The organism is Mesorhizobium waitakense (assembly GCF_056431085.1).
The window spans coordinates 178,234-204,838 of record NZ_JBWKME010000192.1; the positions used below are offsets into that span (position 1 = coordinate 178,234).

Consider the following 26,605-nt stretch of genomic DNA (forward strand, 5'->3'; position numbering starts at 1 on the left):
TGCACCGCATATAGAGAATTTTCTGGAATAGTTCTAGACAGTTGCAAAGCAAATTTGTGCGATGCGGCAGCTGTCGCGACACATGGTTCTCAGGGCAGGCGAGGGATGCGGCTGATCGCCGAAAATCTGAGCGGCGAACGCGGCGGCGACACGGTGTTTTCCGACATCGACTTTGCCCTGGAGGATGGTCAGGCGCTGGTCGTCACCGGGCCGAACGGTGCGGGCAAATCAACCCTGCTGCGGGTCATCGCCGGACTGCTGCCGGTGGCCGAAGGCAGCGTTCGGATCGAAGGCGTCATGAGGATTGAGGAAGGGGGCGAAGCGTTTCCGTCGATCGCGTCGGCCTGTCATTACCTTGGTCACCAGAACGCAATGAAGCCGGCGCTCAGCGTGGCGGAAAATTTGTGCTTCTGGCGCGACTTCAATGGCGATGGAGATGTCGGCGTCGAAGAGGCGGTGGGAACGGTCGGGCTGGGCGGCATCGGCCATTTGCCGTTCGGTTATCTCTCGACCGGGCAACGGCGGCGCGCGGCGATCGCCAAGCTTCTGGTCAGCCACCGGCCGCTGTGGCTGCTCGACGAGCCGACGGCGGGGCTGGACAAGGCTTCGGAGCGGCGATTTGCGCAGCTGATGGGGAAGCATTGTGAGGAGGGTGGGATCATCGTTGCGGCGACGCATTTGCCGCTGGGATTGGATGGGGCGAAGGAATTGAGGATGGGGCAGTGATATCGGCGTTCCTTTCTGGGCAAAGGCACCTCAAATCATGCTAGCCCTCTTCCTGCGCGATATCCGTCTCAACATCCGTGCCGGCGGCGGGGCTTTGACTGGGGTCATCTTCTTCCTCGCCGTCATCGCCACCATCCCTTTCGGCGTCGGGCCGGACCTCAAGCTGCTTGCCCGCATCGGGCCGGCGATCCTGTGGATTGGCGCGCTGCTCTCTTGCCTGCTTGGCCTTGACCGGCTGTTCCAGGCCGATCGCGAGGACGGCTCGCTCGATCTGCTGGTGCTGGGCAACGATCGCCACATGCTGGCCTTGACGGTGCTGACCAAATGCCTGGCGCATTGGGCAGGCAGCGTGCTGCCGTTGGTGGTCGCCGCTCCCTTGCTCGGCCTGTTCATGAACATGGAGCCGATCAGCATCGGTGCCACGTCGCTGACGCTGCTCGTCGGCACGCCGGCGATCACCTTTGTCGGCGCCGCCGGTGCGGCGGTGGCGGTGGCGTTGCCGCGTGGCGGGCTGCTGATCTCGGTGCTGGTGCTGCCGCTGACCATCCCGGTGCTGATCTTCGGCGTTTCGGCGAGCTACGGCGCGACGGCCAATCCCGATCCGTTTCTGCAGCCCTTCCTCATTCTTGCCGCGCTGACCTTGTTTCTTGCGGTGCTGGGCCCGGTCTCGGCGGCGCTGGCGCTTCGTCATGGAACGGATTGAGGTGACATCAAAGGCTGCGGCGCGGCGACCGATTGCGAAGCCGATGGTGCGGGGATAAGGGAAGGCATGTTCGAATTGGGCGACATGACCGGTTTGGAAAGCGGCACCCTGGCGGAGCCTGCCGCATGAGCGCGCACGCACTCTACGTGACCGCTGCCTACACGATCACCGTCGTGGTGCTGGCCGGGCTGGTCGGCTGGATCCTGCTCGACCAGCGGGCGCGCAAGCGCGAGCTCGCCGAACTGGAAGCGTCAGGCGTGCGGCGGCGTTCCGACAAGGGTGCCAAGCCATGAGCATGGAAACGGAAACGCCACCACCCAGTCGCCGCCTGTTCGTGCTTTTGCCGCTGTTGATCTTCCTCGGCCTGGCCGGACTGTTCCTGTCGCAGCTGTTGTCGGGGCGCGATGTTTCGGAAGTGCCGTCGGCCCTGATCGGCCTGCCGGCGCCGCAGACGAACCTGCCAGCGCTGGAGGGCATCAACCTGCCCGGGCTCGATACGAAATCCTTCGCCGGCAAGGTCACGCTGGTCAACGTGTTTGCGTCGTGGTGCGCACCGTGCCGCGAAGAGCACCCGGTGCTGCTGGCGCTGGCGCAGGACAAGCGTTTCGTGATGGCGGCGCTGAACTATAAGGACCAACCGGAAAACGCCCGCCGGTTCCTCGGCGATCTCGGCAATCCGTTCCAGGCGATAGGGGTTGACGAAGCTGGGCGCACGGCGATCGACTGGGGCGTCTACGGCGTGCCGGAAACCTTCGTCATCGGCAAGGACGGCAAGATCGCCTATAAGTATGTCGGCCCGCTGACGGCCGAGACGGCGCGGACGGTGTTATTGCCGCAGATCGACAAGGCACTGGCCGCGCATTGATATTCAGGTGTTGCCGGCCTGCAAACGGCGGCTTCCTGGGCTTCCGGTGCTCACGTACCCAAAAGTACGCTCCGCTCCGGTTCTCGGAACCACCTTGTTTGGTCGCTTCGCGCCCGTCTTCGACTCCGGCTCGGCCTGACCTCAATCTCAACGCGCCTGGGCGGCGCCGAGCAATAGTCCGAGATCAGCCGTAGATCTGCTTGTGGACCTGGTAGAGCATTTCTGAACGGTCAGCGCGCATGTCGGCCAAGTCGCGGCTGGAAAAGCTGTCGATTTCGGCGACGAGGCGGTTGTAGTGCTTGCGCTTGGCAATGCTGGTGCGAGCGCGGGTCATGATGTCGTTGAAGATCATAGCAAGGTTCCTTCTGTGCCGCATTTCTGGCGGCCGGTTCTTCCTCCCTTGATCGATACGAAGCATGACATAGTAGTGGTTCATTGCAAAAAGAAGATGTTGCAATGCACCATTGCACGCAGCGCATAGCCGGTTAATCGGTCCTTACTGGCAGTTCTGATGAGTTGGCGTTGCTTCCGATCTGCCTTGAGAGGTCAAGATGCGGTGAAGCGCTCATCATCGATCTTGCCAGATCGATCGCCGGCTGGCTTGATCGCGCCTGTAGCGTCGCGTCTTTCCGGACGTGCAAAGAACGCTGTAGCACTTTCATTTTGCGCATGATCCTTTCCGGAGATCGGAATCGATTTTTCGGGATCATGCGCCCGACCTAAATGCCGGGAGAAAAAGCATGGCCGCCGAAGATTATTACGAAATTCTTGATCCGCGTTTCGCGCGGCTGTTCAATTCCAACGCCCAAGTGGAAAAGCTGTTCACTGGATGCCAATGGGCGGAAGGGCCGGCCTGGTTCGCCGCCGGCCGCTACGTCGTCTGGTCCGACATTCCGAACAACCGCATGCTGCGCTACGACGAGACCGACGGCAACGTCAGCGTCTTCCGTCAGCCCTCCGGCAATTCCAACGGCAACACCGTCGACCGGCAGGGCCGGCTGGTGACCTGCGAGCATTCGGGCCGCCGCGTCAGTCGCACCGAGTTCGACGGCTCGGTCACCACCATTGCCGCCAAATGGCGCGGCAAGCGGCTGAACTCGCCCAACGATGCGGTGGTCAAGTCGGATGGCTCGATCTGGTTCACCGATCCGAGCTACGGCATCGACACCGACTATGAGGGCGACAAGGCCGAAAGCGAGATCGGCGCCTGCTACGTCTACCGGGTCGATCCCGGCACCGGCGAGGTCGAGGCCGTCATCACCGATATGGTCAGGCCCAACGGCCTTGCCTTCTCGGTTGACGAGAGCAAGCTCTATGTCGCCGACACCGGCCGCACGCATGGCGCGCAGGATCCTGCCCATATACGGGTGTTCAATGTCGGCAAGGGCGGCAAAAAGGTGTCGGGTGAAAAGATCTTCGCCGACTGCACGGCCGGCCTGTTCGACGGCTTCAGGCTCGATGAGGACGGCCGCATCTGGACCAGTGCCGCCGACGGCATCCACTGCTACGATCCGGACGGGACGCTGATCGGCAAGGTCAAGGTGCCGGAGGTGACGGCCAATTGCGTGTTCGGCGGCAACAAGCGGAATTGCCTCTATATAGCGGGCACCACCTCACTCTACATGGTGCGGCTGATGGTCAACGGCGCCAAAACGTACTGAGCTGCCGTCAACAAAATCGAAGGGGAGGAAATCATGCCATTCGTCAACATCCGCATCGTCAAGGAAGTGATCGCCGCCGATCCGGCGGGCAAGAAGGCGGACATAGCCAAGCAAGTCACGGCCGCCATCATGGACGCCACCGGCCTCAGCAATGACGATGTCTGGGTGGTCTTCGAGGAGGTCAACGCCCGCGACTGGTACGTCGGCAAGACCGATGTGGAGACACTGAGAAGCAAAAAGTAGCCTCAGCGGCTAGCGATGAAGTCCGTGAAAGCGGACAGCGCATTGTGCATCGCCAGCCGGTTTTCCGGCTTAGCCAGGATGGTCTCCACCTCCGGCGGCTTCTTGCCGAGCAGGGCGATCTCCAGCACATCTTCGCAAAGCGCAAACGACATCGTGCGCATGATCTCGGTCAGCGCGGCGCGGGCAAACATCGAACGCGGCGAGGCGTGCACCAGCATCGCAGGCTTCTCGACAGCGGCGTCGCGCGACACCAGCCAGTCGAGGGCGTTCTTCAGCCCGCCCGGCACACCATGGGCATATTCCGGACAGGAGACGATGACGCCGTCGGCTTGAGCGACCGCGTCGATCAGTTCGGATGCCGCGAGCGGCGTCCGCTCGCCCTCATCGTCGGGATTGAAGATCGGCAGACGACCAAGCCGGTCATAGACTGTGACCCGACAGCCGGGCGGAGCATTCCGCGCCAGGGCCGCGACCAGCGCGGAATTGGTGGAGGCCGCCCGCAGGCTGCCGGAGATCGCAAGGATGTTCAGCAAGGGTTGGAACCGGTCAGGACGAATCGTCGTCCCAAAAGCCTACCACATGGTCTGCTTGTAGGCGTCGTCCAGCCAGCGGTCGGTCGCCTCGGCCGAATCGGCCACCGCCAGCTGGTCGTGTAGAATCTGGCCGAGCGTCGGCAGCGTCGCGCGATCGTACCAGGTTTCCGGCTTCCACAGATCCGAGCGCATGAAGGCCTTTGCGCAATGCATGTAAGCGGCCTTGACGGAGACGACGACGATGCTTTGCGGTTGCTTGCCGTCGACGGCGAGCCGTTCGCGCAAGGTCGCGTCGACAGTGATGCGCGCGTCGCCGTTGACGCGCAGCGTCTCGTTCATGCCGGGAATGAGGAACAGCAGCCCGACCGACGGGTTGAGGAGGATGTTTTCCAGCGTATCCAGCCGGTTGTTGCCGGGCCGGTCAGGGATGGCGATGGCCCTGTCGTCGAGAACGGCGGCGAAGCCGGGCCTGTCGCCCTTCGGCGTCACATCGGCATTGCCGGCGCCGTCGGACGAACCGATCAGTACGAAGGGGCTCTTGCCGATGAAGGAGCGGCAATGGCCGTCGAGCGCCTTCAATTCCTTGCGGATCGAGCCATCGGTCGGTCGCGGTGTCTTGTAGATCGTCCTCAGTTCATCGCGCGTGGTGACGAATTCCATGGCCCTCTCCCCAGAGCTTTGTTTGACGCAATTGCCTGAGGGAAAGCGCTATGCGCTTTTCTTGGAATTGCGCTATTTGCCCGCCTTTTCTTCCTTCCCGGCCTTGTCTTCGAGCGAATGGCGCAGGATCAGCGGCATCTGGCTGAAGGTGAACAGAAGCGTGATCGGCATGATGCCCCAGACCTTGAAGGTAACCCAGGCGTCGGTGGAGAAATTCCGCCACACCACTTCATTGGCAAGGGCCAGGAACAGGAAGAACAGACCCCAGCGGAAGGTCAATTTCCTCCAGCCCTCGGCGTCGAGGCTGAAGGCCGAATCGAAGACATAGCCGAGCAGCGACTTGCCGAAGTAGAGGCCGCCGAGCAGCACGCCGCCGAACAGCGTGTTGACGATGGTCGGCTTCATCTTGATGAAGATGTCGTCCTGCAGATAGAGCGTCAGCGCGCCGAAGATGAAGACGACGACGCCGGACACCATCGGCATGATAGGCAAGGTGCGCATCAGCAGCCATGAGGCGATCAGCGCGATTGCCGTGGCGGCCATGAACAGGCCGGTGGCGACGAAGATCGGCCCGCCGAATTCGGCCAGGACAGGGAATTTCCCCACCAGCCACTCGCCGCGCGCATTGGCGAAGAAGAACACCATCAACGGCCCCAGCTCCAGCACCAGCTTGAGCAGCGGATTGACGCCTTCCTTCTTCTGCTTTTGCGGATCGGACGGATCGCGTTCGAGAATGGGTGGGTTCATGGACTTTCTTTCTTACGCACAATCTGATCCAAAAAGCCTGCAACTTTTTGGGACATGCTTGTCAGGCAACTCCAGCGATCGCCCTGGCGAATTCGCTTGCCGAAAAAGGTTCGAGGTCGTCGACCTGTTCGCCGACGCCGATGAAATAGACCGGCAATTTGTGCTTTGCCGCGATCGCCACCAGAATACCGCCACGCGCCGTGCCGTCCAGCTTGGTCATCACCAGGCCGTTGACGCCAGCGACATTGCGGAAGATCTCGACCTGGTTGAGCGCGTTCTGGCCGGTGGTGGCGTCGACCGTCTGCAATACGGTGTGCGGTGCTTCCGGGTCTAGCTTGCCCAGCACACGGACGATCTTTTCGAGCTCGGCCATCAGTTCGGTCTTGTTCTGCAGGCGGCCGGCGGTGTCGATGATCAGCACGTCGGAACCGGCTTCCTTGGCCTTCTCGAAGGCGTCATAGGCCAGCCCCGCGGCGTCGGCGCCGAGTTTGGAGGCGATGACCGGCGATTTCGTCCGCTCGCCCCATATCTTCAATTGCTCGATCGCGGCGGCGCGGAACGTGTCGCCGGCAGCCAACATCACCGACAGGCCGCCATCGGTCAGCTTGGCCGCCAGCTTGCCGATGGTGGTGGTCTTGCCGGTGCCGTTGACGCCGACCACCAGGATGACATGCGGCTTGTGCGAGAGATCGAGCTCGAGCGGCATGGCGACGTGGGTCAGCACCTTCTCCACCTCGGCCGCCATGATGGCGCGAACCTCGGTGTCCGAGACATCCTTGCCGTAGCGGCTGGAAGCCAGCGCGTCGGTGACGCGCAGGGCGGTCTCCATGCCGAGGTCGGCGCGGATCAGCACGTCCTCCAGGTCCTGCAAGGTCTCTTCATCCAGCTTGCGCTTGGTGAAGACGCCGGCGATGTTGCCGGTGAGTTCGCGCGACGAGCGGGCAAGCCCGTCCCTCATGCGCTGGAACCATGAACGCCTCGGTGCCGGTTCCGGTGCCTTCTGCGGCTCGGCTTTCTGCTCGACCTTCTTGGTGACGGTCACCTTGCCGGGAGCTGGCTTTACCTCCCCCTCGATGGGGGAGGTCCCGAGCGCAGCTCGGGGGTGGGAGTGACCAGCGCCGGCGCTGCCACCCCACCCCGCCGCTTCGCGGCGACCCTCCCCATCGAGGGGAGGGTGGGGCGCTGGCGCGGCTTGGATCTCCGGCGCGATCTCGGCGCGCACAGGTTGCTGCTCGATCGGAGCCGGCTGACGAATGGGCGGCGAAATCTCGGCCGGAGGGATTTCGGGTGCCGGCGTTTCGGCCGGAGCCTCGACCGGTGGCGCCGGCACTTCGACAGGCACAGGCTCCGGCTGTAACTGCGGTTGCGGCGGGACGATTTCCGGCCGCTCCGGCGCCGGAATTTCCGGCGGCTCCGGTTCGGGAATCGGCTCGGGCGCCACAGGCGCGGCCGGGATTTCCTCGGACGCAGGCTCCTCGACGGGCGCTTCCGGTTCAACCGGCATCGGCTCTTCGACCGGGGCAGGCTCAGGCTGGATTTCCGGCTCGGCCGGAATGATCGGTGCCGGCTCTGGCGCCGGTTCCTCGACAGGCGCCGGTTCCGGCGCGGGAATTACCTCCGGCTCGACCGTCGGCGTCGGCGCAGTTTCCACCTCGGCCTGCGGCTCGTCGCGCTTCAGAAATTCCGGAACGATCTGTTCGGCCGCCGGCTTCAGCGCATCGAGAGCTTCCCATTTGATCGGCGGCAGTGGGGCGGTCTCGTCGACCCGCTCCTCGACCACTTCCTTCTTGCCGAACGAAAATATCTTCTTGAAAAAACCAGCCATGCTTTACGTTTCTCAGGCGGCGCGGGCGGCAAGGGGCGCCGCGATAAGCCTGATACCATCATGGCCGGTGATATCGGCCTCGACGATCTCACCCGGCACGCCTGTACCAAGTGCGGCAAGGGTAAACCCTTCGGTGCGGCCGAGGCCGTCACGCTCGATCAGGATCGACTGGCGGGTTCCGGAAAGCGACGACAGATGGCGCCGGTACGCAGCTTCACCGGCGGCACGCAGCCGGGCAGCGCGCTGCTTGACCAAATCGCGCCGCACCTGCGGCATGCGCGCGGCGGGCGTGCCTTCGCGGGGGCTGAACGGGAAGACATGGAGATGCGTCAGTCCGCATTCCTCGACGATCTTTTCCGAATTTTCGAACATGTCATCCGTTTCGGTCGGAAAGCCCGCGATGATATCGGCGCCGAAGACGATGCCGGGGCGCAATTTGCGCACATCCTCGCAGAAGCGGATCGACTGATCGCGTAGATGCCGGCGCTTCATGCGCTTCAGGATCATGTCGTCGCCGGACTGCAGCGACAGATGCAGATGCGGCATCAGCCGCGGCTCGGTGGCGATGGCGTCGAGCAAATCATCGTCGGCCTCGATCGAATCGATGGAGGACAGCCGCAGCCGCTGCACATCGGGCACCTGCCTGAGGATGGTCTTCACAAGTTTGCCGAGCTTCGGCGCGCCCGGCAGGTCGGCGCCAAAACTGGTCATGTCGACGCCGGTCAGCACGATCTCGGCATAGCCATTGCCGGCGAGGCGCTTGACCTGCTCGACCACGGCGCCCATTGGCACCGAACGGGAATTGCCGCGGCCGTAAGGGATGATGCAGAAGGTGCAGCGGTGGTCGCAGCCATTCTGAACCTGGACGAAGGCGCGCGCCCTGCCCTCGATGGCGTCGACCATGTGGCCGGCAGTCTCGCGCACTGAAAAGATGTCGTTGACGCGTGCCTTCTCGGTGTCGTTGACACCGAAATCCGGCAGTGCGCGATAGGAGTTCGCCTTCAGCTTCTCCTCATTGCCAAGCACGAGGTCGACCTCGTCCATGGCGGTGAAATTCTGCGGTTCGGTCTGGGCGGCGCAGCCGGTGACGATGATGCGCGCTTTGGGGTTGTCGCGACGCGCCTTGCGGATCGCCTGCTTGGCCTGGCGCACCGCCTCGCCGGTCACGGCGCAGGTGTTGAAGATCACGGCGCCGCCTTCCAGTGCGCCAAGGCCGGCGCTTTCCGCCTCGCGCCGCATAACCTCGGACTCATAGATGTTCAGCCGGCAGCCGAAGGTGACGACATCGATACCCTGGGAGGCCATCAGGCCGCGCTTTCGGTGTCGCGGGCCCAGGCGCCGGTCGACGGATCGAAGCTGCCGGAAAACTCCCATTCGGCGGCACCCGTGAGGATGACGTGGTCATTTTCAAGCCATTCGACATGGAGCGAGCCGCCGCCTGGAGTCATCAGGCTGACACTGCGGCCGGTCCGGTTGGTGCGGGCCGCCGCGACCACCGATGCGCATGCGGCGGAGCCGCAGGCCTTGGTCAGGCCGGCGCCGCGCTCCCAGGTGCGGATGACCATGGTGTCGTGCGAGGTGACCTCGGCGATGGTGATGTTGGCGCGTTCGGGAAACATCGGATGGTTCTCGAGCAGCGGCCCGAAGCGGTCGAGCTCATAGGACCAGACGTCGCGGTCGACCCAGAAGATGGCGTGCGGGTTGCCCATCGAGACGACCGAGGGCGAATGCAGAACCGGCGCGTCGATCGGGCCGATCTGCAGCTCGATCATACGGGTATCGTGGAATTCCTCGGCCAGCGGAATATCCTGCCAGCCGAAACGCGGTGTGCCCATGTCGACCGAGATCGACCCATCGGCATGTTCGCGCGCGTTGAGGATGCCGGCGACGGTCTCGAAGGTGAAATTCTTCTGGCTGGTCTCGGCGGCCAGCGCCTGGACGACGCAGCGCATGCCGTTGCCGCAGGCCTGCGCCTTGGAGCCGTCGGAATTCAAGATGTCGATGAAAAAGGCGGTGCCTGGCGTCCTGGCGTCGTGGATCGCCATGATCTGGTCGAACCTGGTCGCGGCATCGGCGTTCAGCGCGATTGCCGCGGCCGCCGTCACCCGATCGGCACGGCTACGCATATCGGCAACGATGATCTCGTTGCCGATGCCGTTCATCTTGGCGAAAGGGGCAGTGCTGGCCATTGCTCCGCGAATTCCGTGTCCGTTTGGCGCTATATGGCGGAAACGAGCAGGAATTACCAGTGCGCAGCAGGGCTACGTCACCGCGAAGATGCCGAGCACCACCAGCAGGAAGATGACCAGAACAATGCCGATGAGGATGCGCGCGCCGGTGGCGGCGGCTCCTGCCAGGGCCGGCATGCCGAGCAGGCTCGCCGCCGCGGCGACGATCAGCAAAATGATGATCCATTTGATCATGGAGAGGCCAAGCCAAATTGCGTTGGGGAAGCAACGCGGTCTAGCAATTTGGGTTCCTTGGCGGGCAGCTCGGCTAGATGGCTGGCACGTCCCAGACCTCGCCTGGCCGCAAGGCGCGAAAGCGCTGCCGCGGAATGCCTTGATCGTCGAGCGCCTCGGTCAATTTCCGGGCCGGCTCGTCGATCGGTTCGTCGGTGAGCTGGAAGGTGCCCCAGTGGCAGCCGGCGGCATAGGCGGCTTTGCACAATTTCATGCCGTGCACGGCCTCTTCCGGATTCTGATGCTGCGGCGCCATGAACCAGCGCGGCTCATAGGCGCCGATCGGCAGGATGGCGAAACGGAAACCGCCATGCTTTGCAGCCATCAGCCGGTAGTTGATGCCATCGTGGAAGCCGGTGTCGCCGGCGAAATAGACGTTGCCATCCGGCGTCTCGATGACGAAGCCGGCCCACAGCGCCATGCGCCGGTCGCGGGCGCCACGCGCCGACCAGTGGTGCACCGGTTCGACATGGACGGCGACGCGGTCGCCTATCTCGACCCTGTCGCCCCAGTCATGCGCCGACAGCCGCATGCCGGGAACCGCATCGGCAATCAGCGCATCGTTGCCGAGCGGGGTGATCACCAGCGGGTCGTGGCTGGCCTTCAGCCGCTTCAGCGTGGCGAGGTCGAGATGGTCGTAATGGTTGTGGCTGACCAGGACGAGGTCGATCGCCGGCAGGTCGGCGAAGGCGATGCCTGGCGGGTTGATCCGTTTCGGTCCTGCAAAGGAGAGCGGCGATACACGCGGCGACCAGACCGGATCGGTGAGGATGTTCAGGCCCGCGGTCTGGATCAGCAAGGTGGAATGACCGACCATGGTTACTTGCAGTGCTGCGCCTTCGATCCGTGTCGCCGGTTTGACCTGCGGAGAGGGGTTCGGAGTGGGCGTCGGCCATTTCGAGCGCTTGCCGCTCAACTGCCATTTCAGCAGGTCGGCGAAGCGGCCGGGTGGCTGGCCGTCGGGATTGAAGAACAAGGTGCCGTCGAAATGATCGCTGGGTGGGCCGCTGTAGTAACGGTTGGCAGCCCTCTTTCTCGCGGCCAATTTTGCAGCTCCAGCAGGTTTCGGTTTTCAAGAGATAGGACCAATGCTGGCCGGCGCAAGCATTTGACTTGCCGGGGGCGCTTGGGGCCGATACGGGGTGAGCCTATCCCAAGGGTTGGAGCGACAGGCGACCGGTGACGCTCGGATTGCGATAAATTTGCAACAGATCTTGCTGCAAACCGTATTTTAACCATATCGGGTTGAAATTTCGCCACCTTCTCCATCTTGGTGGGGGTGAGATTGTGCGGACGGCGCCCCCCAGCCGAATCCGACGGAGGTTGGAATGATTTTTTCGAAAAGCGGCCTGGTGGCCGTATCGCTGGCGGCGCTCGTTGCGAGTGGCTGTTCGACCTCACGGTTCTCGTCGATGGACGACCAGCAGCCGGCACCGCTGCAGCCGGCACCGGCCGGCCAGGTGACCGCCAATCAGCTGCCGCCGCCGGCAGCACCGGGCGCCACCGACCCGTCGAAATTCCCGACCGCGCCTGGCAATACGCAGGTTGCGTCCTTGCCGCCGGACGGCTCGGCGCCCGCCGGTGCCGCGGACCTGACCGCGGCCAGCGTCGCCGGTGTCTGGAATGCCAGCGTTTCGGGCCAGAGCTGCAAGGTGGCGACTCCGCAGACAAAGTTCGGCGCCGGCTTCCGCGCCGGACCGTTGCACTGCCCGGCGCCGATCGACGGCATCAAGTCGTGGAATGTCGCCGGCAAGCAGCTGACGCTCTATGACGAAAATGGCGGCACGCTGGCGCGGCTCTATTCGTCGGGCGGCTCGAAATTCGACGGCCAGACTTCCAACGGCCAGGCGATTTCGCTTACAAGGTAGGCGACCGCCCCTTATTTTTTCTTACGCATTCCGAACGGAAAAACGCTACACACCCTTCCTGGAATTGCTCGACAACGACGTGACCGATGCATCTGCGTGACGGCCTCCAGACCCATGCGACCGTCAGGCAGCGCTACGACCATCTGGTGGAAACCGGCGCGATCGAACGCGATCCGGCGCAGGAACGGATCGCCGCCGCGCTGGACCGGCTGACCGACGAGATTTCGGCCAAGCGGCTGGCGCACAAATCCAGTGCACTTGGCTGGCTGTTTGCCCGCAAGCGTGAGACGCATGAGGCCGTCAAAGGCCTCTACATCCATGGCGGCGTCGGCCGCGGCAAGACCATGCTGATGGACATGTTCTTCGAATTGCTGCCGGTGCGGCGCAAGCGCCGCGTCCATTTCAACGACTTCATGGCCGACGTGCAGGACCGCATCCAGAAGCACCGGCAGGCGCGCAAGGATGGCACGGTCAAGGAGGACGACCCGATTCCGCCGGTGGCCAAGGCGCTTGCCGAGCAGGCCTGGGTGCTGTGCTTCGACGAGTTCTCGGTCACCGACATTGCCGACGCGATGATCCTGTCGCGGCTGTTTTCGGCGCTGTTTGCCAGCGGCGTGGTGCTGGTCGCCACCTCGAACGTGGCGCCGGAGAATCTCTATGGTGACGGCCTGAACCGCCAGCTTTTTCTGCCTTTCATCGGTATCCTGGAGCGGCATGCGCGGGTGCTGTCGCTCGACGCCGACAAGGACTACCGGCTGGAAAAGCTCGTCCGCACGCCGGTCTATGTCACGCCGGCCGGTGCGGCGTCCGACGAGATGCTCGACGAGGCCTGGCAAACCATGACGCGGGGCGTGCCGACGGCCGAGACCTCGCTGACCCTCAAGGGACGGCAGGTGGTCGTGCCGGCTGCCGCCGGCGATGCGGCGCGGTTTTCCTTCGCCGATCTCTGCGAAAAGCCGCTCGGGGCCCGCGATTTCCTGGCGATTGCGGGCCGTTTCTCGACCGTCTTCATCGATCACGTCCCGGTGCTCGGCGAAGGCAAGCGCAACGAGGCCAAGCGCTTCATCCTGTTGATCGATACGCTCTACGATCATCACGTGCGGCTGGTGGTCAGCGCCGAGGCCCCGCCGCCGCAGCTCTATCAAGCCAAACGCGGCGTCGAGGTGTTCGAGTTCGAGCGCACCGCATCACGCCTGATCGAGATGCAAAGCCGCGACTGGCTGGAGGATTGGGCGGAGCGGCGCAAGGCGAAGGCTGCGCCGGAGGCGGAACAGGCACGGGCCTGAGATAGTCTCCGAAAGGTTGCGATCCTCCCCCCCCTCTGTCCCGCCGGCGCCAAAGATCTAAAGCGCATACAGATACATCACGAAATCTTCCGCCGGCCCATGCGGCTCCTTGCGCGACTCATAAAGCGCGCGGGCAGGCACATTGCCCGGCTCGGTGCCGACCCAGGCCTCCTCGCAACCATGCTCGCGGCCAATCGCGAACATCGCGTCGAGCATGTCTCGCGCGACGCCCTGGCGCTGGAAGGCCGGCGAAACGCCGACCTCGTCGATATAGAGCTCGCTGACCTTGTCGGGGTGGCGGTGGATGACGGCGGCGCATTGCCCGACGACCACGCCGTCGGCGAGCGCCACGATCATGAAATGGCCGGGTTCGCGGAGATAGGCTGCCAGCCGATCCGGCCTGACCGGCTCGTCGAAGACGTCCTCGGCGACCTCCATCACAAGGGCGTCATCGCCTTGGAATAGCCTTCGGATTTCCATCTTCATTGTGTAAATTCTCTCAAGTCGGCTTACAAACTTTGACGTTTACGTAAGTCCCAATGTATCTAACCGATTGAAAATGCTAGCTCCGAAATAATCGATTGAATTTATCTTGCACCAAGGCTATTTGGTGCGGCGAAAATCCGCGGGTTCCTCGCAGCATTCCGGCCTCTTCCTCGACGCCGCCAACCAAGTCGCCAAGGACTTGGGCGCCGTCACTGACAAAGGGAAAACATCCTGACATGGCACGCAACAAGATAGCGCTTATCGGCTCTGGCATGATCGGCGGCACGCTCGCCCACATGATCGGTCTCAAGGACCTCGGCGACGTGGTGCTGTTCGATATTGCCGAGGGTATCCCACAAGGCAAGGGGCTCGATATCGCGCAGTCGTCGCCGGTCGATGGCTTCGACAGCCGTCTCACCGGCGTCAACGACTATGCCGGCATCGAGGGTGCCGACGTCTGCATCGTCACCGCCGGCGTGCCGCGCAAGCCGGGCATGAGTCGCGACGACCTGCTCGGCATCAATCTGAAGGTCATGGAACAGGTCGGCGCCGGCCTGAAGAAATATGCACCGAAGGCCTTCGTGATCTGCATCACCAACCCGCTCGACGCCATGGTCTGGGCGCTGCAGAAGTTCTCGGGCCTGCCCAAGAGCCACGTCGTCGGCATGGCCGGCGTGCTCGACAGTTCGCGCTTCCGCTATTTCCTGGCCGAGGAATTCAAGGTCTCGGTCGAGGACGTCACCGCCTTCGTGCTCGGCGGCCATGGCGATTCCATGGTGCCGATGATCCGCTATTCGACGGTTTCCGGCATCCCGCTGCCCGACCTGATCAAGATGGGCTGGACCTCGAAGGAGAAGCTCGACCAGATCGTGCAGCGCACCCGCGACGGCGGCGCCGAGATCGTCGGCCTGCTCAAGACCGGCTCGGCCTATTACGCCCCGGCCGCCTCGGCGATCTCGATGGCGGAAGCCTATCTCAAGGACAAGAAGCGCGTGCTGCCGTGCGCGGCGTATCTTTCCGGCCAGTATGGCGTCAAGAACACCTATGTCGGCGTGCCCGTGGTGATCGGCGCCGGCGGCGTCGAGCGCATTATCGAGATCGACCTCAACAAGAGCGAGCAGAAGATGTTCGACGCTTCGGTGGCGACGGTGCAGGGCCTGACCGAGGCCTGCGTCAAGATCGCGCCGCAGCTCGCCTCGAAGTAACCCCCAGCAGTCGACCCGGAGACATCGAAGATGAACATCCATGAGTATCAGGGCAAGGCGCTGCTGAAGAGCTTTGGCGCGCCGGTGGCCGAAGGCGTGCCGGTGTTCAAGGCAAGCGAGGCGGAAGCCGCCGCCAAGGCGCTGCCCGGCCCGCTCTATGTGGTGAAGAGCCAGATCCATGCCGGCGGCCGTGGCAAGGGCAAGTTCAAGGAACTCGGCCCCGACGCCAAGGGTGGGGTCAGGCTGGCGAAGTCGGTGGCCGACGTGGTCGCCAACGCCAACGAGATGCTCGGGCATACGCTGGTGACCAAGCAGACCGGTCCCGCCGGCAAGCAGGTCAACCGCCTCTATATCGAGGACGGTGCCGACATCGAGCGCGAGCTCTATCTGTCGATCCTGGTCGACCGCTCGGTGGGCCGCGTTGCCTTCGTCGTCTCGACCGAAGGCGGCATGGACATCGAGGCGGTCGCGCACGACACGCCGGAAAAGATCATCACTGTCGCCATCGACCCGGAGAAAGGCGTCACATCCGCCGATCTGAAGGCGCTCAACGGCGCGCTGAAGCTCGACGGCGACGCCGGCCGGGATGGCGATACGCTGTTCCCGATCCTCTACAAGGCCTTTGTCGAGAAGGACATGAGCCTGCTCGAGGTCAACCCGCTGATCGTCATGAAGAGCGGCCGGCTGCGCGTGCTCGACGCAAAAGTGTCGTTCGACAACAACGCGCTGTTCCGCCATCCCGACGTGCTCGAACTGCGCGACACCACCGAAGAGGACGAGAAGGAGATCGAGGCGTCGAAATACGACCTCGCCTATGTCGCGCTCGACGGCAATATCGGCTGCATGGTCAACGGCGCCGGCCTCGCCATGGCGACGATGGACATCATCAAGCTCTATGGCGCCGAACCGGCCAACTTCCTCGATGTCGGCGGCGGTGCGTCCAAGGAGAAAGTGACGGCGGCGTTCAAGATCATCACCAAGGATCCGGCGGTCAAGGGCATCCTGATCAACATCTTTGGCGGCATCATGAAGTGCGACATCATCGCCGAGGGCGTGATTGCCGCGGTTAAGGAAGTCGGCCTGGAAGTGCCGCTGGTGGTGCGCCTGGAAGGCACCAATGCCGAACTCGGCAAGAAAATCATCAACGACAGCGGCCTCAACGTCGTGTCGGCCGATGACCTCGACGACGCGGCCAAGAAGATCGTGGCGGTGGTGAAGGGCTGATCCGGTGCCGCCGCGCAAGATAAACCTGGTCGAGGCGGCGGACGCGAAGATCAACAAGGTCTTCGATCCGCATATTGCCGGCGACGTCAATGACAGCCAGGCGAAAGTCGCCAAGTTCGGCGAGATATTCGACTGGCATGCGCATGACAATGAGGATGAAGCCTTCCTCGTGCTGCGCGGCCGCATCGCAATCGATTTCCGCGACGGTCCGGTCGAGCTCGGCGAGGGCGACTTCATGGTCGTGCCGCGCGGCGTCGAGCACCGGCCGCGTTCGCTAAGCAAGGAACCGGTGGTGCTGATGTTCGAGCCGGCGACGACGCTCAACACGGGCAACGCCAAGAGCGACCTCACCGTCGCCGATCTGAAGCGGCTCTGACCATGAACGCGGCCTCCTTCTCTTCGCTCTCGTCCGACCACCAGCGCCTGCAAGCGCTAGTCGGCACTTGGCGTGGCGAGGAAGATGTGGCGGCCACGCAATGGACCGATGCCAGCACAGCGACGGCCGAAGCAGTTGCCGTGGTTGAATTTGGCGGCCTGTTCGTGGTGCAGCACTATCGCCAGCGCCGCGACGGCACGGTGTCGTTCGGCGCGCACAGCGTGTTCGGCTTCGACCAGCAAAGCAGCGTCGTAACCATGCATCAATTCGACTCGATGGGCTTTGTGCCGGCCGCACCGGCTACAGGCACCTGGGATGGCAATACGCTGACGCTGCTGCGCTCGTCGCCGCGCGGGTCGGCCCGGGTTACCTACGATTTCGACAGCAATGACAGTTACCGCATGCGACTGCAGTTCCAACCCGCCGGCAGCGATGTCTGGCAAGACATGGTGAGCGGCGTCTACAGCCGTGTCTCACCTTCCTCGATCAACGATTTCTAAGAAAAAGGGCCACCATGTCCATTCTCGTCGACAAGAACACCAAGGTGCTGGTGCAAGGCCTGACCGGCAAGACCGGTACGTTCCACACCGAACAGGCGCTGGCCTATCACGGCACCAAGATGGTCGGCGGCATCCATCCCAAGAAGGGCGGCGAGACGTGGACCGGCTCGAAGGGCGAGAGCCTGCCGATCTTCGCCACCGTCGCCGAGGGCAAGGAAAAGACCGGCGCCAACGCTTCGGTCGTCTATGTGCCGCCGGCGGGCGCCGCCGAAGCGATCCTGGAAGCGATCGAGGCCGAGATCCCGCTGATCATCTGCATCACCGAAGGCATTCCGGTGATGGACATGATCAAGGTCAAGGCGCGGCTCGACCGCTCGACCTCGCGGCTGATCGGCCCGAACTGCCCGGGCGTGCTCACCCCCAACGAATGCAAGATCGGCATCATGCCGGGAAACATCTTCCGCAAGGGCTCGGTCGGCGTTGTTTCGCGCTCGGGAACACTTACCTATGAGGCTGTGTTCCAGACCACCAATGTCGGCCTCGGCCAGACCACCGCCGTCGGCATTGGCGGCGACCCTGTCAAGGGCACCGAATTCATCGACGTGCTCGAGATGTTCCTCGCCGATGACGAGACCAAGTCGATCATCATGATCGGCGAGATCGGCGGTTCGGCCGAGGAAGACGCCGCGCAGTTCCTCAAGGACGAAGCCAAGCGTGGCCGCAAAAAGCCGATGGCCGGCTTCATCGCCGGGCGCACTGCGCCGGCCGGCCGCACCATGGGTCATGCGGGCGCGGTCATCTCCGGCGGCAAGGGCGGCGCCGAGGACAAGATCGCGGCGATGGAATCGGCCGGGATAAAAGTTTCGCCCTCGCCGGCCCGGCTGGGCACGACGCTGGTCGAGGCGATCAAGGGTTAAGTGAGTAGCGAGTAGTGAATAGCGAATAGGAAACGGAGTAACGGCGCGACCTGGGGAAAATCCCTACTCGCTATTCGCTACTCACTATTCGCTCTGACAAGGAGACGAAGCCAAGGCTTCGATAGAGACATGGCAAGACAAGATCAGGCCAACGACCAATTTTCGCTCACTTCGTTCCTCTATGGCGGCAACGCCGACTACATCGACGCGCTCTATGCCGCCTATGAGGACGATCCAGCCTCGGTCAATCCCGAATGGCAGGAGTTCTTCGCCGGGCTGAAGGACGACGCCGGCGATGTGCGCAGGAACGCCAAGGGCGCCTCCTGGGCGAAGCCCTCCTGGCCGCTGCAGGCCAATGGCGAACTGGTGTCGGCGCTCGACGGCAACTGGGGCATCGTCGAGAAGCATCTGGAAAAGAAGGTCAAGGATAAGGCGGTCACCAACGGCATCATCCTTTCCGACGCCGACGTGCACCAGGCGACGCGCGATTCGGTTCGCGCCATCATGATGATCCGCGCCTACCGCATGCGCGGCCATCTGCACGCCAATCTCGACCCGCTCGGCATCGCCAAGCCGCTCGAGGACTACAACGAATTGTCGCCGGAGAATTACGGCTTCACCGCCGCCGACTACGACCGGCCGATCTTCCTCGACAATGTGCTCGGGCTCGAATTCGGCACGATCCGGCAGATGCTGGAGATCCTGACGCGCACCTATTGCTCGACGCTGGGCGTCGAGTTCATGCATATTTCCGATCCCGAGGAAAAGGCCTGGATCCAGGCGCGCATCGAGGGCGCCGACAAGGAGATCTCCTTCACCGCCACCGGCAAGAAGGCGATCCTGCAGAAGCTGGTCGAGGCCGAAGGCTTCGAGCAGTTCATCGATGTCAAGTACAAGGGCACCAAGCGCTTCGGCCTTGATGGCAGTGAATCGCTGATCCCGGCGCTGGAGCAGATCGTCAAGCGCGGCGGCCAGCTCGGCATGAAAGAGATCGTGCTTGGCATGGCGCATCGCGGTCGGCTGAACGTGCTCTCCCAGGTGATGGCCAAGCCGCACCGCGCCATCTTCCACGAGTTCAAGGGCGGTTCGGCCGCACCCGACGAGGTCGAAGGCTCGGGCGACGTCAAGTACCATCTCGGCGCCTCGTCGGACCGCGAGTTCGATGGCAACAAGGTGCATCTGTCCTTGACCGCCAATCCCTCGCATCTGGAAATCGTTGATCCGGTGGTGATGGGCAAGGCGCGCGCCAAGCAGGACTATCTGTTTGGCCGCAGCCGCGAGGAGATCGTGCCGCTGGAAGAGCGCGCCAAGGTGCTGCCGCTGCTGCTGCACGGCGATGCCGCCTTCGCCGGCCAGGGTGTGATCGCCGAAATCCTCGGCCTGTCGGGCCTGCGCGGCCACCGCGTCGCCGGCACGCTGCATTTCATCATCAACAACCAGATCGGCTTCACCACCAATCCGCGTTTCTCGCGCTCGTCGCCCTATCCGTCTGATGTGGCCAAGATGATCGAAGCGCCGATCTTTCACGTCAATGGCGACGATCCGGAAGCCGTGGTGCATGCCACCAAGGTAGCGATCGAATTTCGCATGAAGTTCCACAAGCCGGTCGTGGTCGACATGTTCTGCTACCGCCGCTTCGGCCATAATGAGGGCGACGAACCGGCCTTCACCCAGCCGATCATGTACCGCAACATCCGCACCCACAAGACGACGGTGCAGATCTATGGCGACCGGCTGATCGCCGAGGGCCACATCACCCAGGCCGAACTCGACCAGCTGAAGGCCGACTGGCGGGCGCATCTGGAATCCGAGTGGGAAGTCGGCCAGAGCTACAAGCCCAACAAGGCCGACTGGCTGGACGGCGCCTGGTCGGGCCTGCGCACGGCCGACAACCAGGACGAACAGCGGCGCGGCAAGACCGCCGTGCCGGTCAAGACGCTGAAGGAAATCGGCAAGAAGCTGACCGAGGTGCCGAAGGATTTCGAGGCGCACAAGACGATCATCCGCTTCCTCGAGAATCGCCGCCAGGCGATCGAGTCCGGCGAAGGCATCGACTGGTCGACGGCCGAGGCGCTGGCCTTCGGCGCCATCCTGCTCGACGGCAATCCGATCCGCCTGTCGGGCCAGGATTCCGAACGCGGCACCTTCTCGCAGCGCCATTCCGTGCTCTACGACCAGCGCGACGAGACCCGCTACATCCCGCTCAACAATCTGTCGGCGGCGCAGGCCGGCTACGAAGTCATCAACTCGATGTTGTCGGAAGAGGCGGTGCTGGGCTTCGAATATGGCTACAGCCTGGCCGAGCCGAAGGCGCTGACCTTGTGGGAAGCCCAGTTCGGCGACTTCGCCAACGGCGCGCAGGTGGTGTTCGACCAGTTCATCTCCTCGGGCGAGCGCAAGTGGCTCAGAATGTCGGGCCTCGTCTGCCTCTTGCCGCATGGCTATGAAGGCCAGGGTCCGGAACATTCCTCGGCGCGGCTGGAGCGCTTCCTGCAGCTTTGCGCCGAAGACAACATGCAAGTGGCGAACTGCACGACGCCGGCTAACTACTTCCACATTCTGCGCCGGCAGCTGAAGCGGGATTTCCGCAAGCCGCTGATCCTGATGACGCCGAAGTCGCTGCTGCGCCACAAGCGGGCGGTGTCGACGCTGCCGGAAATGTCGGGCGAAAGCTCGTTCCACCGGCTGCTGTGGGACGACGCGCAGCTGTTGCCCAACCAGGCGATCAAGCTCACCAAGGATTCCAAGATCCGCCGCGTCGTGCTGTGCTCGGGCAAGGTCTATTACGACCTCTACGAGGAGCGCGAGAAGCGAGGCATCAACGACATCTATTTGCTGCGCGTCGAACAGCTCTATCCGTTCCCGGCCAAGGCGCTGATTACGGAACTGTCGCGTTTCCGCAATGCGGAGATGGTGTGGTGCCAGGAAGAGCCAAAGAACATGGGCGCCTGGTCGTTCATCGACCCCTATCTGGAATGGGTGCTGGCGCATATCGACGCCAAGCATCAGCGGGTGCGCTACACCGGCCGCCCGGCGGCCGCCTCGCCGGCGACCGGACTGATGTCGAAGCACCTTGCCCAGCTCGCCGCCTTGCTCGAAGACGCGCTCGGTGAATAGAAGAGACTCGGCTGAATAGAACAGATCTGGGCGAATAACTCAGGAAGAAACGGACAGGCACAATGGCTACCGAAATCCGCGTTCCCACTCTCGGCGAATCCGTCACCGAAGCGACCGTCGGCAAATGGTTCAAGAAGGTCGGCGACACGATCGCCGCCGATGAACCGCTGGTCGAGCTCGAGACCGACAAGGTGACGGTGGAGGTGCCTGCCGCCGCCGCCGGCACGCTGGGCGAGATCACCGTCAAGGAAGGCGAAACTGTCGGCGTCGGCGCGCTGCTGGGTTCGATTTCGGCAGGTGATGGGGCTGTTGCCCCAGTGACCAAGCCACAGGCGGTGTCGCAGGCTTCGTCGCCGGATGCGGCATCGACCGGCAAGCAGGCCGCGGCCGAAACCGCCAAGATCGCCGGCGACGCCGGCGCGGTCGAGCCGCGCACCATGCCGCCGGCCCCGGCTGCGGCAAAGCTGATCGCCGAGAACAATCTCGCTGTCGACCAGCTCTCGGGTTCCGGCAAGCGTGGCCAGGTTCTGAAAGGCGACGTGCTCGACGCGATCTCGAAGGGCGCGCCGTCACAGCCGGCCGAGACACCCAAGGCAGCGCCAGCTCCGGTTGCCGTGCGTGCGCCATCCTCCGGCGATGACGCTTCGCGCGAGGAGCGCGTGCGGATGACCAAGCTGCGCCAGACCATCGCGCGCCGGCTCAAGGAAGCGCAGTCGACTGCCGCCATGCTGACCACCTTCAACGAGGTCGACATGAGCGCCGTGATGGCGCTCAGGGCCAAGTACAAGGACGTGTTCGAGAAGAAGCACGGCGTGAAGCTCGGCTTCATGGGCTTCTTCACCAAGGCCGTCACCCACGCTTTGAAGGAAATCCCCTCGGTCAATGCCGAGATCGACAGCACCGACATCATCTTCAAGAACTATGCCCATATCGGCGTCGCCGTCGGCACCGAAAAGGGCCTGGTCGTGCCGGTCGTGCGCGATGCCGATCAGATGTCGATCGCCGAGATCGAGAAGGAGATCGGCCGCCTGGGCATCGCCGCGCGCGATGGCAAGCTGTCGGTCGCCGACATGCAGGGCGGCACGTTTACGATTTCCAACGGTGGCGTCTACGGGTCGCTGATGTCGACGCCGATCCTCAACGCGCCGCAGTCGGGCATTTTGGGCATGCACAAGATCCAGGACCGGCCGGTGGTGGTCGGTGGCCAGATCGTGATCCGGCCGATGATGTATCTGGCGCTCAGCTACGATCACCGCATCGTCGACGGCAAGGAAGCGGTGACCTTCCTGGTCCGCGTCAAGGAAAGCCTGGAGGATCCGGAACGGCTGGTTCTGGATCTGTGAGCGGAGCTGATCCGCAATGAGCGGCTGGCTGGAGCAGTTGGGGTTCAAGCTGGGCCGTGGGCTACGGATTTTACGGCGTGAGCCTTGGACCTCTATGTCCACGTCGGCGGTGGTGTCGGCCGAATGGGATCCGGCGCAGGCGAGCAGCAATCTCGGCCTCTTCGACCTGAGCGATACGCAAATGGCGGAGCGCGAGATAACCGTCACGGTGATCGGCGAGCTGGATTTGCCGACAGGCGAAATTATCGCCTGCGATCCCCTGACTACCGGAACTGACTGGCCAGCGTTGAGCCGCAAGGTCAGACCAGGGCGCTACCCGGTATCGTTGCTTGAGGCACAAGGCCGTGTTGCTGCAGCAGTCCTGCGCTTCCGGCCCGGCAGGCCGTTTCGCTGGGAGCTGGCAACCTTGCCCGATCAGGATGCATCGACCCTGAAGGGCAACGAGGTATTTGGATATCCCGTCGATGCCGGTCTTGGTTCGTTCATGGACAAGATGGCAATGGCGTTGATGTCCGAGCAGCAGGACAAGCTTGAAGCCAAGCAGAATTACTATGACGACGTCCTGGCGGCCGAGTTTGCGCCCAACCAGGATCGGTTCGCGATGCATCACCCCGTTGTCGGCAAACCCCTCAACATTGCGATGTTCTGGAGCGGCTGGGGTGACGGAATCTATCCATCGTTCTGGGGACTCAGCGCGGCTGGCGAGCCGCTGCTGCTGATGACCGACTTTGAAGTGCTTGAAAACGCCGATGGCCGCGAGAGCCAGTAGGTCGCCGCGATGCAAAGCCCCTTGTCGTCCGCCATCGCATGCCTAGCGGGATCTCTGGCTGTTTTGTTCACCGGCACCGCCACAATCGCAGCCTGCCCGATCGAACTCGCCGTCTATGGCGAGGCCCAAAGCGGCAGTGAGATCGATTTTAGCCCGACCGGCACCTCGGCGACCGTCACCAACAGCTTCCGGATGATCCTCGACAACAATGTGGTGCTGAGCGGCATCGTCATGTGGAACGAGGGCGTGTCGCGGCCGAACGGCGTGCTGATGTACAAATGCCCCGAGGGCGACGTCACCGGCGAGGAGCTCGCCGCCTGTACGGCCTGGCACGGCGTCATCTACACGTCGGACGACAAGGGCAGCATCGGCCTGCTGCCGGCCGAAGGCGTCGAGGCGCCGAAGACGCTGATCCTGCCGGATCTTGGGCAGTCGTTGCGTCAATCCTCGGCCTATGGCGGCAATGGATTTTCGAAAGTGCCGTGGGATGTGTTTGCCTTGAAGGGATGCCAGGAATGACCGATACGCAAAAGGTGCTGCTGGTCACCGGCGGCAGCCGCGGCATCGGCGCCGCGATCTGCCGGCTCGGCTCGAAGACCGGCTACCGCGTCGCGGTCAACTACGCTGCGAACAAGGACGCCGCCGATGCGCTGGTCGCAGAGATCCAGGCCGCCGGCGGCGACGCTCTTGCCGTCAAGGGCGATGTCGGCGTCGAGGCCGATATCGTTGCCATGTTCGGTGCCGTCGACCGCGCCTATGGCCGGCTCGATGCCTTCGTCAACAATGCCGGCATCGTCGACGCCAAGGCTCGCGTCGACGAGATGGATTTTTCGCGGCTGGAGCGCATGATGCGCATCAATGTCGTTGGTTCGTTCCTGTGCGCCCGCGAGGCGGTGAAGCGCATGTCGACGCGCCACGGCGGCAAGGGCGGCGCCATCGTCAACATCTCGTCGGCTGCGGCGGTGCTTGGCGCCGCGGACAACTATGTCGACTATGCCGCCTCCAAGGGCGCCATCGACACGTTCACCATCGGGCTCGCCCGCGAGGTGGCGCTGGAAGGCATCCGCGTCAATGCGGTGCGCCCGGGCATCATCGATACGGACATCCATGCCTCCGGCGGACAGCCGGATCGGGTGGCACTCATCCAGGATACGCTTCCGATGAAAAGAGCGGGCACGGCTGATGAAGTCGCTGGTGCGGTTCTCTATCTCTTATCCGACGCCGCGTCCTATACGACGGGCGCGATCCTGAATGTAAGCGGCGGCCGCTGAGCCCCAATCAAGAAGGACAGTATCATGGCTTATGACGTCGTTATCATCGGATCGGGACCGGGCGGCTATGTCTGCGCCATCAAGGCGGCGCAGCTCGGGCTGAAGACGGCGGTGGTCGAGAAGAACGCGACCTTCGGCGGCACCTGCCTCAACATCGGCTGCATTCCGTCCAAGGCGCTGCTTTACGCCTCCGAGATGTTCGCCGAGGCCGGCCATTCCTTCGACACGCTCGGTGTCGAGATATCAGCGCCGAAATTGAACCTGAAGAAGATGATGGCGCACAAGGACGCGACGGTGGCGTCGAACGTCAACGGCGTCGCCTTCCTGTTCAAGAAAAACAAAATCGACAGCTTCCGCGGCACCGGCAAGGTGATCGCGGCCGGCAAAGTCTCGGTGACCGGCGAGGACGGCAAGGTCGAGGAGATCGAGACCAAGAACATCGTCATCGCCACCGGTTCGGATGTCGCCGGCATTCCCGGCGTCAAGGTCGACATCGACGAGAAGGTGATCGTGTCGTCGACCGGCGCGCTGTCGCTGGAGAAAGTGCCCGGTCATCTGGTGGTGGTCGGCGGCGGTGTCATCGGCCTCGAGCTCGGCTCGGTGTGGGCGCGGCTTGGCGCCAAGGTCACTGTCGTCGAATTTCTCGACACCATCCTGGGCGGTATGGACGGCGAGGTCTCCAAACAGTTCCAGCGGCTGCTGTCGAAGCAGGGTTTCGAGTTCAAGCTCGGCGCCAAGGCCACCGGTGTCGCCAAGGCCAAGAAGGGCGCGACCGTCACCTTCGAGCCGGTCAAGGGCGGTGCTGCCGAGACCATCGAGGCCGACGCGGTGCTGATCGCCACCGGGCGCCGCGCCTATTCCGACACTCTCGGGCTCAAGGGAGCCGGCGTCGAGGTCGACGAGCGTGGCCGGGTCACGACCGATGGCCATCTCAGAACCAACGTACCCGGCATCTACGCCATCGGCGATGTCATCGCCGGGCCGATGCTGGCACACAAGGCCGAGGACGAGGGCGTGGCGGTGGCGGAAACCATCGCCGGCCAAGCCGGCCATGTGAACTATGACGTCATTCCGAGTGTCGTCTACACCAGTCCGGAAATCGCCTCGGTCGGCAAGACCGAGGAGGAGCTGAAGAAGGCGGGCATCGACTACAAGGCGGGAAAATTCCCGTTCACCGCCAATGGCCGGGCGCGCGCCATGCTGCACACCGACGGTTTCGTCAAGATCCTCGCCGACAAGGCAAGCGACCGCGTGCTTGGTGTTCATATTGTCGGTTTCGGCGCTGGCGAGATGATCCACGAGGCGGCGGTGCTGATGGAATTCGGCGGCTCGTCCGAGGATCTCGCCCGCACCTGCCATGCACACCCGACGATGTCGGAAGCGGTCAAGGAGGCGGCGCTGGCGACCTTCTTCAAGCCGATCCACATATAAAGGCCTTTCATAAACTCTACTCCGGCGGCCATCTGGTGAGGTTTTCTCCGCTTCCGGTGCTCACGGACCCAAACGTCCGCTGCGCTCCGGTTCTCGAAAACCACGCCAGCTGACTCACCGGAGCGAGTTTCTGGAAAGGCCTTTAAGGCGGCCCTACACAAAGCAAAACGGCCCGCTTTTCAGCGGGCCGTTCGTATTCGATATCGAGCCTGATCAGTTGGCCGGTGCGGCAGGAGCCGGCGCAGGCGCTGGAGCCGGTGCGGGCGCTGGGGCAGGCGCCGCGGGAGCGGGCGCGGCCGGAGCCGGTTCGGCGGGCTTCATCGGTTCTGCAGGAGCCGGCGCAGGTGCCGGTGTGCTGGCCGCCGGCGCCTCGGCAGGTGCCGGATG

29 protein-coding genes are annotated in these 26,605 nt (G+C 63.4%); 19 read left to right on the forward strand and 10 right to left on the reverse strand.

Annotated features, from left to right (window positions below):
• The first annotated feature begins 105 nt into the window (after nucleotides 1-105).
• The 4 genes from ccmA (at nucleotide 106) to AC07FD_RS35380 (ending at nucleotide 2,294) form a co-directional block, all read left to right on the forward strand.
• Nucleotides 106-726 (forward strand): heme ABC exporter ATP-binding protein CcmA, encoded by a 621-nt coding sequence (ccmA, locus tag AC07FD_RS35365; RefSeq protein ID WP_478353589.1) that lies wholly within the window; start codon nucleotides 106-108, stop codon nucleotides 724-726.
• Nucleotides 727-763: 37 nt separating this feature from the next.
• Nucleotides 764-1,429, forward strand: a complete 666-nt coding sequence (gene ccmB, locus AC07FD_RS35370) for a heme exporter protein CcmB (RefSeq protein WP_478353590.1) — start codon at nucleotides 764-766, stop codon at nucleotides 1,427-1,429.
• Nucleotides 1,430-1,554: 125 nt separating this feature from the next.
• Nucleotides 1,555-1,722 carry a heme exporter protein CcmD gene (gene ccmD / locus AC07FD_RS35375; protein WP_478353591.1) on the forward strand — a complete coding sequence of 56 codons (168 nt, stop codon included), beginning with the start codon at nucleotides 1,555-1,557 and terminating at the stop codon, nucleotides 1,720-1,722.
• Nucleotides 1,719-2,294 (forward strand): DsbE family thiol:disulfide interchange protein, encoded by a 576-nt coding sequence (locus tag AC07FD_RS35380; RefSeq protein WP_478353592.1) that lies wholly within the window; start codon nucleotides 1,719-1,721, stop codon nucleotides 2,292-2,294. Before ccmD ends, AC07FD_RS35380 begins: the two co-directional genes overlap by 4 nt.
• Nucleotides 2,295-2,478: 184 nt before the next feature.
• On the opposite strand, the gene AC07FD_RS35385 is transcribed toward AC07FD_RS35380, so the two are convergent.
• Nucleotides 2,479-2,646 (reverse strand): hypothetical protein, encoded by a 168-nt coding sequence (locus AC07FD_RS35385; protein ID WP_478353593.1) that lies wholly within the window; start codon nucleotides 2,644-2,646, stop codon nucleotides 2,479-2,481.
• A gap of 388 nt (nucleotides 2,647-3,034) precedes the next feature.
• Here AC07FD_RS35385 and AC07FD_RS35390 point away from each other — a divergent pair, with 388 nt between their 5' ends.
• Nucleotides 3,035-3,955 carry an SMP-30/gluconolactonase/LRE family protein gene (locus AC07FD_RS35390; protein WP_478353594.1) on the forward strand — a complete coding sequence of 307 codons (921 nt, stop codon included), beginning with the start codon at nucleotides 3,035-3,037 and terminating at the stop codon, nucleotides 3,953-3,955.
• A gap of 33 nt (nucleotides 3,956-3,988) precedes the next feature.
• On the forward strand, nucleotides 3,989-4,198 hold the full coding sequence (locus AC07FD_RS35395) for a tautomerase family protein (RefSeq protein WP_478353595.1): 210 nt from the start codon (nucleotides 3,989-3,991) through the stop codon (nucleotides 4,196-4,198).
• Nucleotides 4,199-4,200: 2 nt separating this feature from the next.
• Here the strand turns inward: AC07FD_RS35395 and AC07FD_RS35400 are convergent, their stop codons facing one another.
• From AC07FD_RS35400 to AC07FD_RS35435, 8 genes are all read right to left on the reverse strand, one after another.
• A complete protein-coding gene (locus tag AC07FD_RS35400; protein ID WP_478353596.1) occupies nucleotides 4,201-4,731 on the reverse strand; it encodes an NADPH-dependent FMN reductase in 531 nt (176 codons plus the stop codon).
• 39 nt (nucleotides 4,732-4,770) lie between these two features.
• Complete coding sequence (locus AC07FD_RS35405; RefSeq protein WP_478353597.1) at nucleotides 4,771-5,391, reverse strand: pyridoxamine 5'-phosphate oxidase family protein; 621 nt, start codon at nucleotides 5,389-5,391, stop codon at nucleotides 4,771-4,773.
• Nucleotides 5,392-5,463: 72 nt separating this feature from the next.
• Nucleotides 5,464-6,138, reverse strand: a complete 675-nt coding sequence (locus AC07FD_RS35410) for a septation protein A (protein WP_184872615.1) — start codon at nucleotides 6,136-6,138, stop codon at nucleotides 5,464-5,466.
• 61 nt (nucleotides 6,139-6,199) lie between these two features.
• Nucleotides 6,200-7,963 carry a signal recognition particle-docking protein FtsY gene (gene ftsY, locus AC07FD_RS35415; protein ID WP_478353598.1) on the reverse strand — a complete coding sequence of 588 codons (1,764 nt, stop codon included), beginning with the start codon at nucleotides 7,961-7,963 and terminating at the stop codon, nucleotides 6,200-6,202.
• A gap of 12 nt (nucleotides 7,964-7,975) precedes the next feature.
• Nucleotides 7,976-9,268 (reverse strand): tRNA (N(6)-L-threonylcarbamoyladenosine(37)-C(2))-methylthiotransferase MtaB, encoded by a 1,293-nt coding sequence (gene mtaB, locus AC07FD_RS35420; RefSeq protein ID WP_478353599.1) that lies wholly within the window; start codon nucleotides 9,266-9,268, stop codon nucleotides 7,976-7,978.
• On the reverse strand, nucleotides 9,268-10,152 hold the full coding sequence (gene dapF, locus AC07FD_RS35425) for a diaminopimelate epimerase (RefSeq protein ID WP_478353600.1): 885 nt from the start codon (nucleotides 10,150-10,152) through the stop codon (nucleotides 9,268-9,270). Before dapF ends, mtaB begins: the two co-directional genes overlap by 1 nt.
• A gap of 72 nt (nucleotides 10,153-10,224) precedes the next feature.
• Nucleotides 10,225-10,386, reverse strand: a complete 162-nt coding sequence (locus AC07FD_RS35430; protein WP_010912345.1) for a DUF1328 family protein — start codon at nucleotides 10,384-10,386, stop codon at nucleotides 10,225-10,227.
• 73 nt (nucleotides 10,387-10,459) lie between these two features.
• Nucleotides 10,460-11,470 carry an MBL fold metallo-hydrolase gene (locus AC07FD_RS35435; protein ID WP_478353601.1) on the reverse strand — a complete coding sequence of 337 codons (1,011 nt, stop codon included), beginning with the start codon at nucleotides 11,468-11,470 and terminating at the stop codon, nucleotides 10,460-10,462.
• 283 nt (nucleotides 11,471-11,753) lie between these two features.
• Here AC07FD_RS35435 and AC07FD_RS35440 point away from each other — a divergent pair, with 283 nt between their 5' ends.
• Together AC07FD_RS35440 and zapE are read left to right on the forward strand one after the other, a co-directional pair.
• The gene (locus AC07FD_RS35440) at nucleotides 11,754-12,293 is read left to right on the forward strand and encodes a protease inhibitor Inh/omp19 family protein (RefSeq protein WP_095084008.1); all 540 of its coding nucleotides are present in this window, start codon (nucleotides 11,754-11,756) and stop codon (nucleotides 12,291-12,293) included.
• An 86-nt stretch (nucleotides 12,294-12,379) separates the two neighbouring features.
• Nucleotides 12,380-13,579 (forward strand): cell division protein ZapE, encoded by a 1,200-nt coding sequence (gene zapE / locus AC07FD_RS35445; protein ID WP_478353602.1) that lies wholly within the window; start codon nucleotides 12,380-12,382, stop codon nucleotides 13,577-13,579.
• Nucleotides 13,580-13,636: 57 nt separating this feature from the next.
• Here the strand turns inward: zapE and AC07FD_RS35450 are convergent, their stop codons facing one another.
• The gene (locus tag AC07FD_RS35450; RefSeq protein ID WP_478353603.1) at nucleotides 13,637-14,065 is read right to left on the reverse strand and encodes an N-acetyltransferase family protein; all 429 of its coding nucleotides are present in this window, start codon (nucleotides 14,063-14,065) and stop codon (nucleotides 13,637-13,639) included.
• A gap of 236 nt (nucleotides 14,066-14,301) precedes the next feature.
• Here AC07FD_RS35450 and mdh point away from each other — a divergent pair, with 236 nt between their 5' ends.
• The 11 genes from mdh to lpdA all read left to right on the forward strand — a co-directional run bounded on the left by mdh (nucleotide 14,302) and on the right by lpdA (nucleotide 26,218).
• Nucleotides 14,302-15,270, forward strand: a complete 969-nt coding sequence (gene mdh / locus AC07FD_RS35455; protein WP_095084011.1) for a malate dehydrogenase — start codon at nucleotides 14,302-14,304, stop codon at nucleotides 15,268-15,270.
• A 30-nt stretch (nucleotides 15,271-15,300) separates the two neighbouring features.
• Nucleotides 15,301-16,494: an ADP-forming succinate--CoA ligase subunit beta gene (gene sucC, locus AC07FD_RS35460; protein WP_478353604.1), complete on the forward strand. Its 1,194-nt coding sequence runs from the start codon at nucleotides 15,301-15,303 to the stop codon at nucleotides 16,492-16,494.
• A 4-nt stretch (nucleotides 16,495-16,498) separates the two neighbouring features.
• Complete coding sequence (locus AC07FD_RS35465; RefSeq protein WP_478353605.1) at nucleotides 16,499-16,870, forward strand: cupin domain-containing protein; 372 nt, start codon at nucleotides 16,499-16,501, stop codon at nucleotides 16,868-16,870.
• A gap of 2 nt (nucleotides 16,871-16,872) precedes the next feature.
• Complete coding sequence (locus tag AC07FD_RS35470; protein ID WP_478353606.1) at nucleotides 16,873-17,370, forward strand: DUF1579 family protein; 498 nt, start codon at nucleotides 16,873-16,875, stop codon at nucleotides 17,368-17,370.
• A 14-nt stretch (nucleotides 17,371-17,384) separates the two neighbouring features.
• Entirely contained in the window at nucleotides 17,385-18,287 is a 903-nt protein-coding gene (gene sucD / locus AC07FD_RS35475; RefSeq protein WP_027042853.1) for a succinate--CoA ligase subunit alpha, read from the forward strand.
• Nucleotides 18,288-18,416: 129 nt separating this feature from the next.
• Nucleotides 18,417-21,404: a 2-oxoglutarate dehydrogenase E1 component gene (locus tag AC07FD_RS35480; protein WP_478353607.1), complete on the forward strand. Its 2,988-nt coding sequence runs from the start codon at nucleotides 18,417-18,419 to the stop codon at nucleotides 21,402-21,404.
• 62 nt (nucleotides 21,405-21,466) lie between these two features.
• On the forward strand, nucleotides 21,467-22,747 hold the full coding sequence (gene odhB, locus AC07FD_RS35485; protein WP_478353608.1) for a 2-oxoglutarate dehydrogenase complex dihydrolipoyllysine-residue succinyltransferase: 1,281 nt from the start codon (nucleotides 21,467-21,469) through the stop codon (nucleotides 22,745-22,747).
• Nucleotides 22,748-22,784: 37 nt separating this feature from the next.
• On the forward strand, nucleotides 22,785-23,516 hold the full coding sequence (locus AC07FD_RS35490) for a DUF4241 domain-containing protein (RefSeq protein ID WP_478353667.1): 732 nt from the start codon (nucleotides 22,785-22,787) through the stop codon (nucleotides 23,514-23,516).
• 9 nt (nucleotides 23,517-23,525) lie between these two features.
• A complete protein-coding gene (locus tag AC07FD_RS35495; protein ID WP_478353609.1) occupies nucleotides 23,526-24,035 on the forward strand; it encodes a hypothetical protein in 510 nt (169 codons plus the stop codon).
• Nucleotides 24,032-24,787, forward strand: coding sequence for an SDR family oxidoreductase (locus AC07FD_RS35500; RefSeq protein ID WP_457150736.1), 756 nt, complete (start codon nucleotides 24,032-24,034; stop codon nucleotides 24,785-24,787). Before AC07FD_RS35495 ends, AC07FD_RS35500 begins: the two co-directional genes overlap by 4 nt.
• Nucleotides 24,788-24,811: 24 nt before the next feature.
• Entirely contained in the window at nucleotides 24,812-26,218 is a 1,407-nt protein-coding gene (lpdA, locus tag AC07FD_RS35505) for a dihydrolipoyl dehydrogenase (protein WP_478353610.1), read from the forward strand.
• Nucleotides 26,219-26,605: the final 387 nt, after the last annotated feature.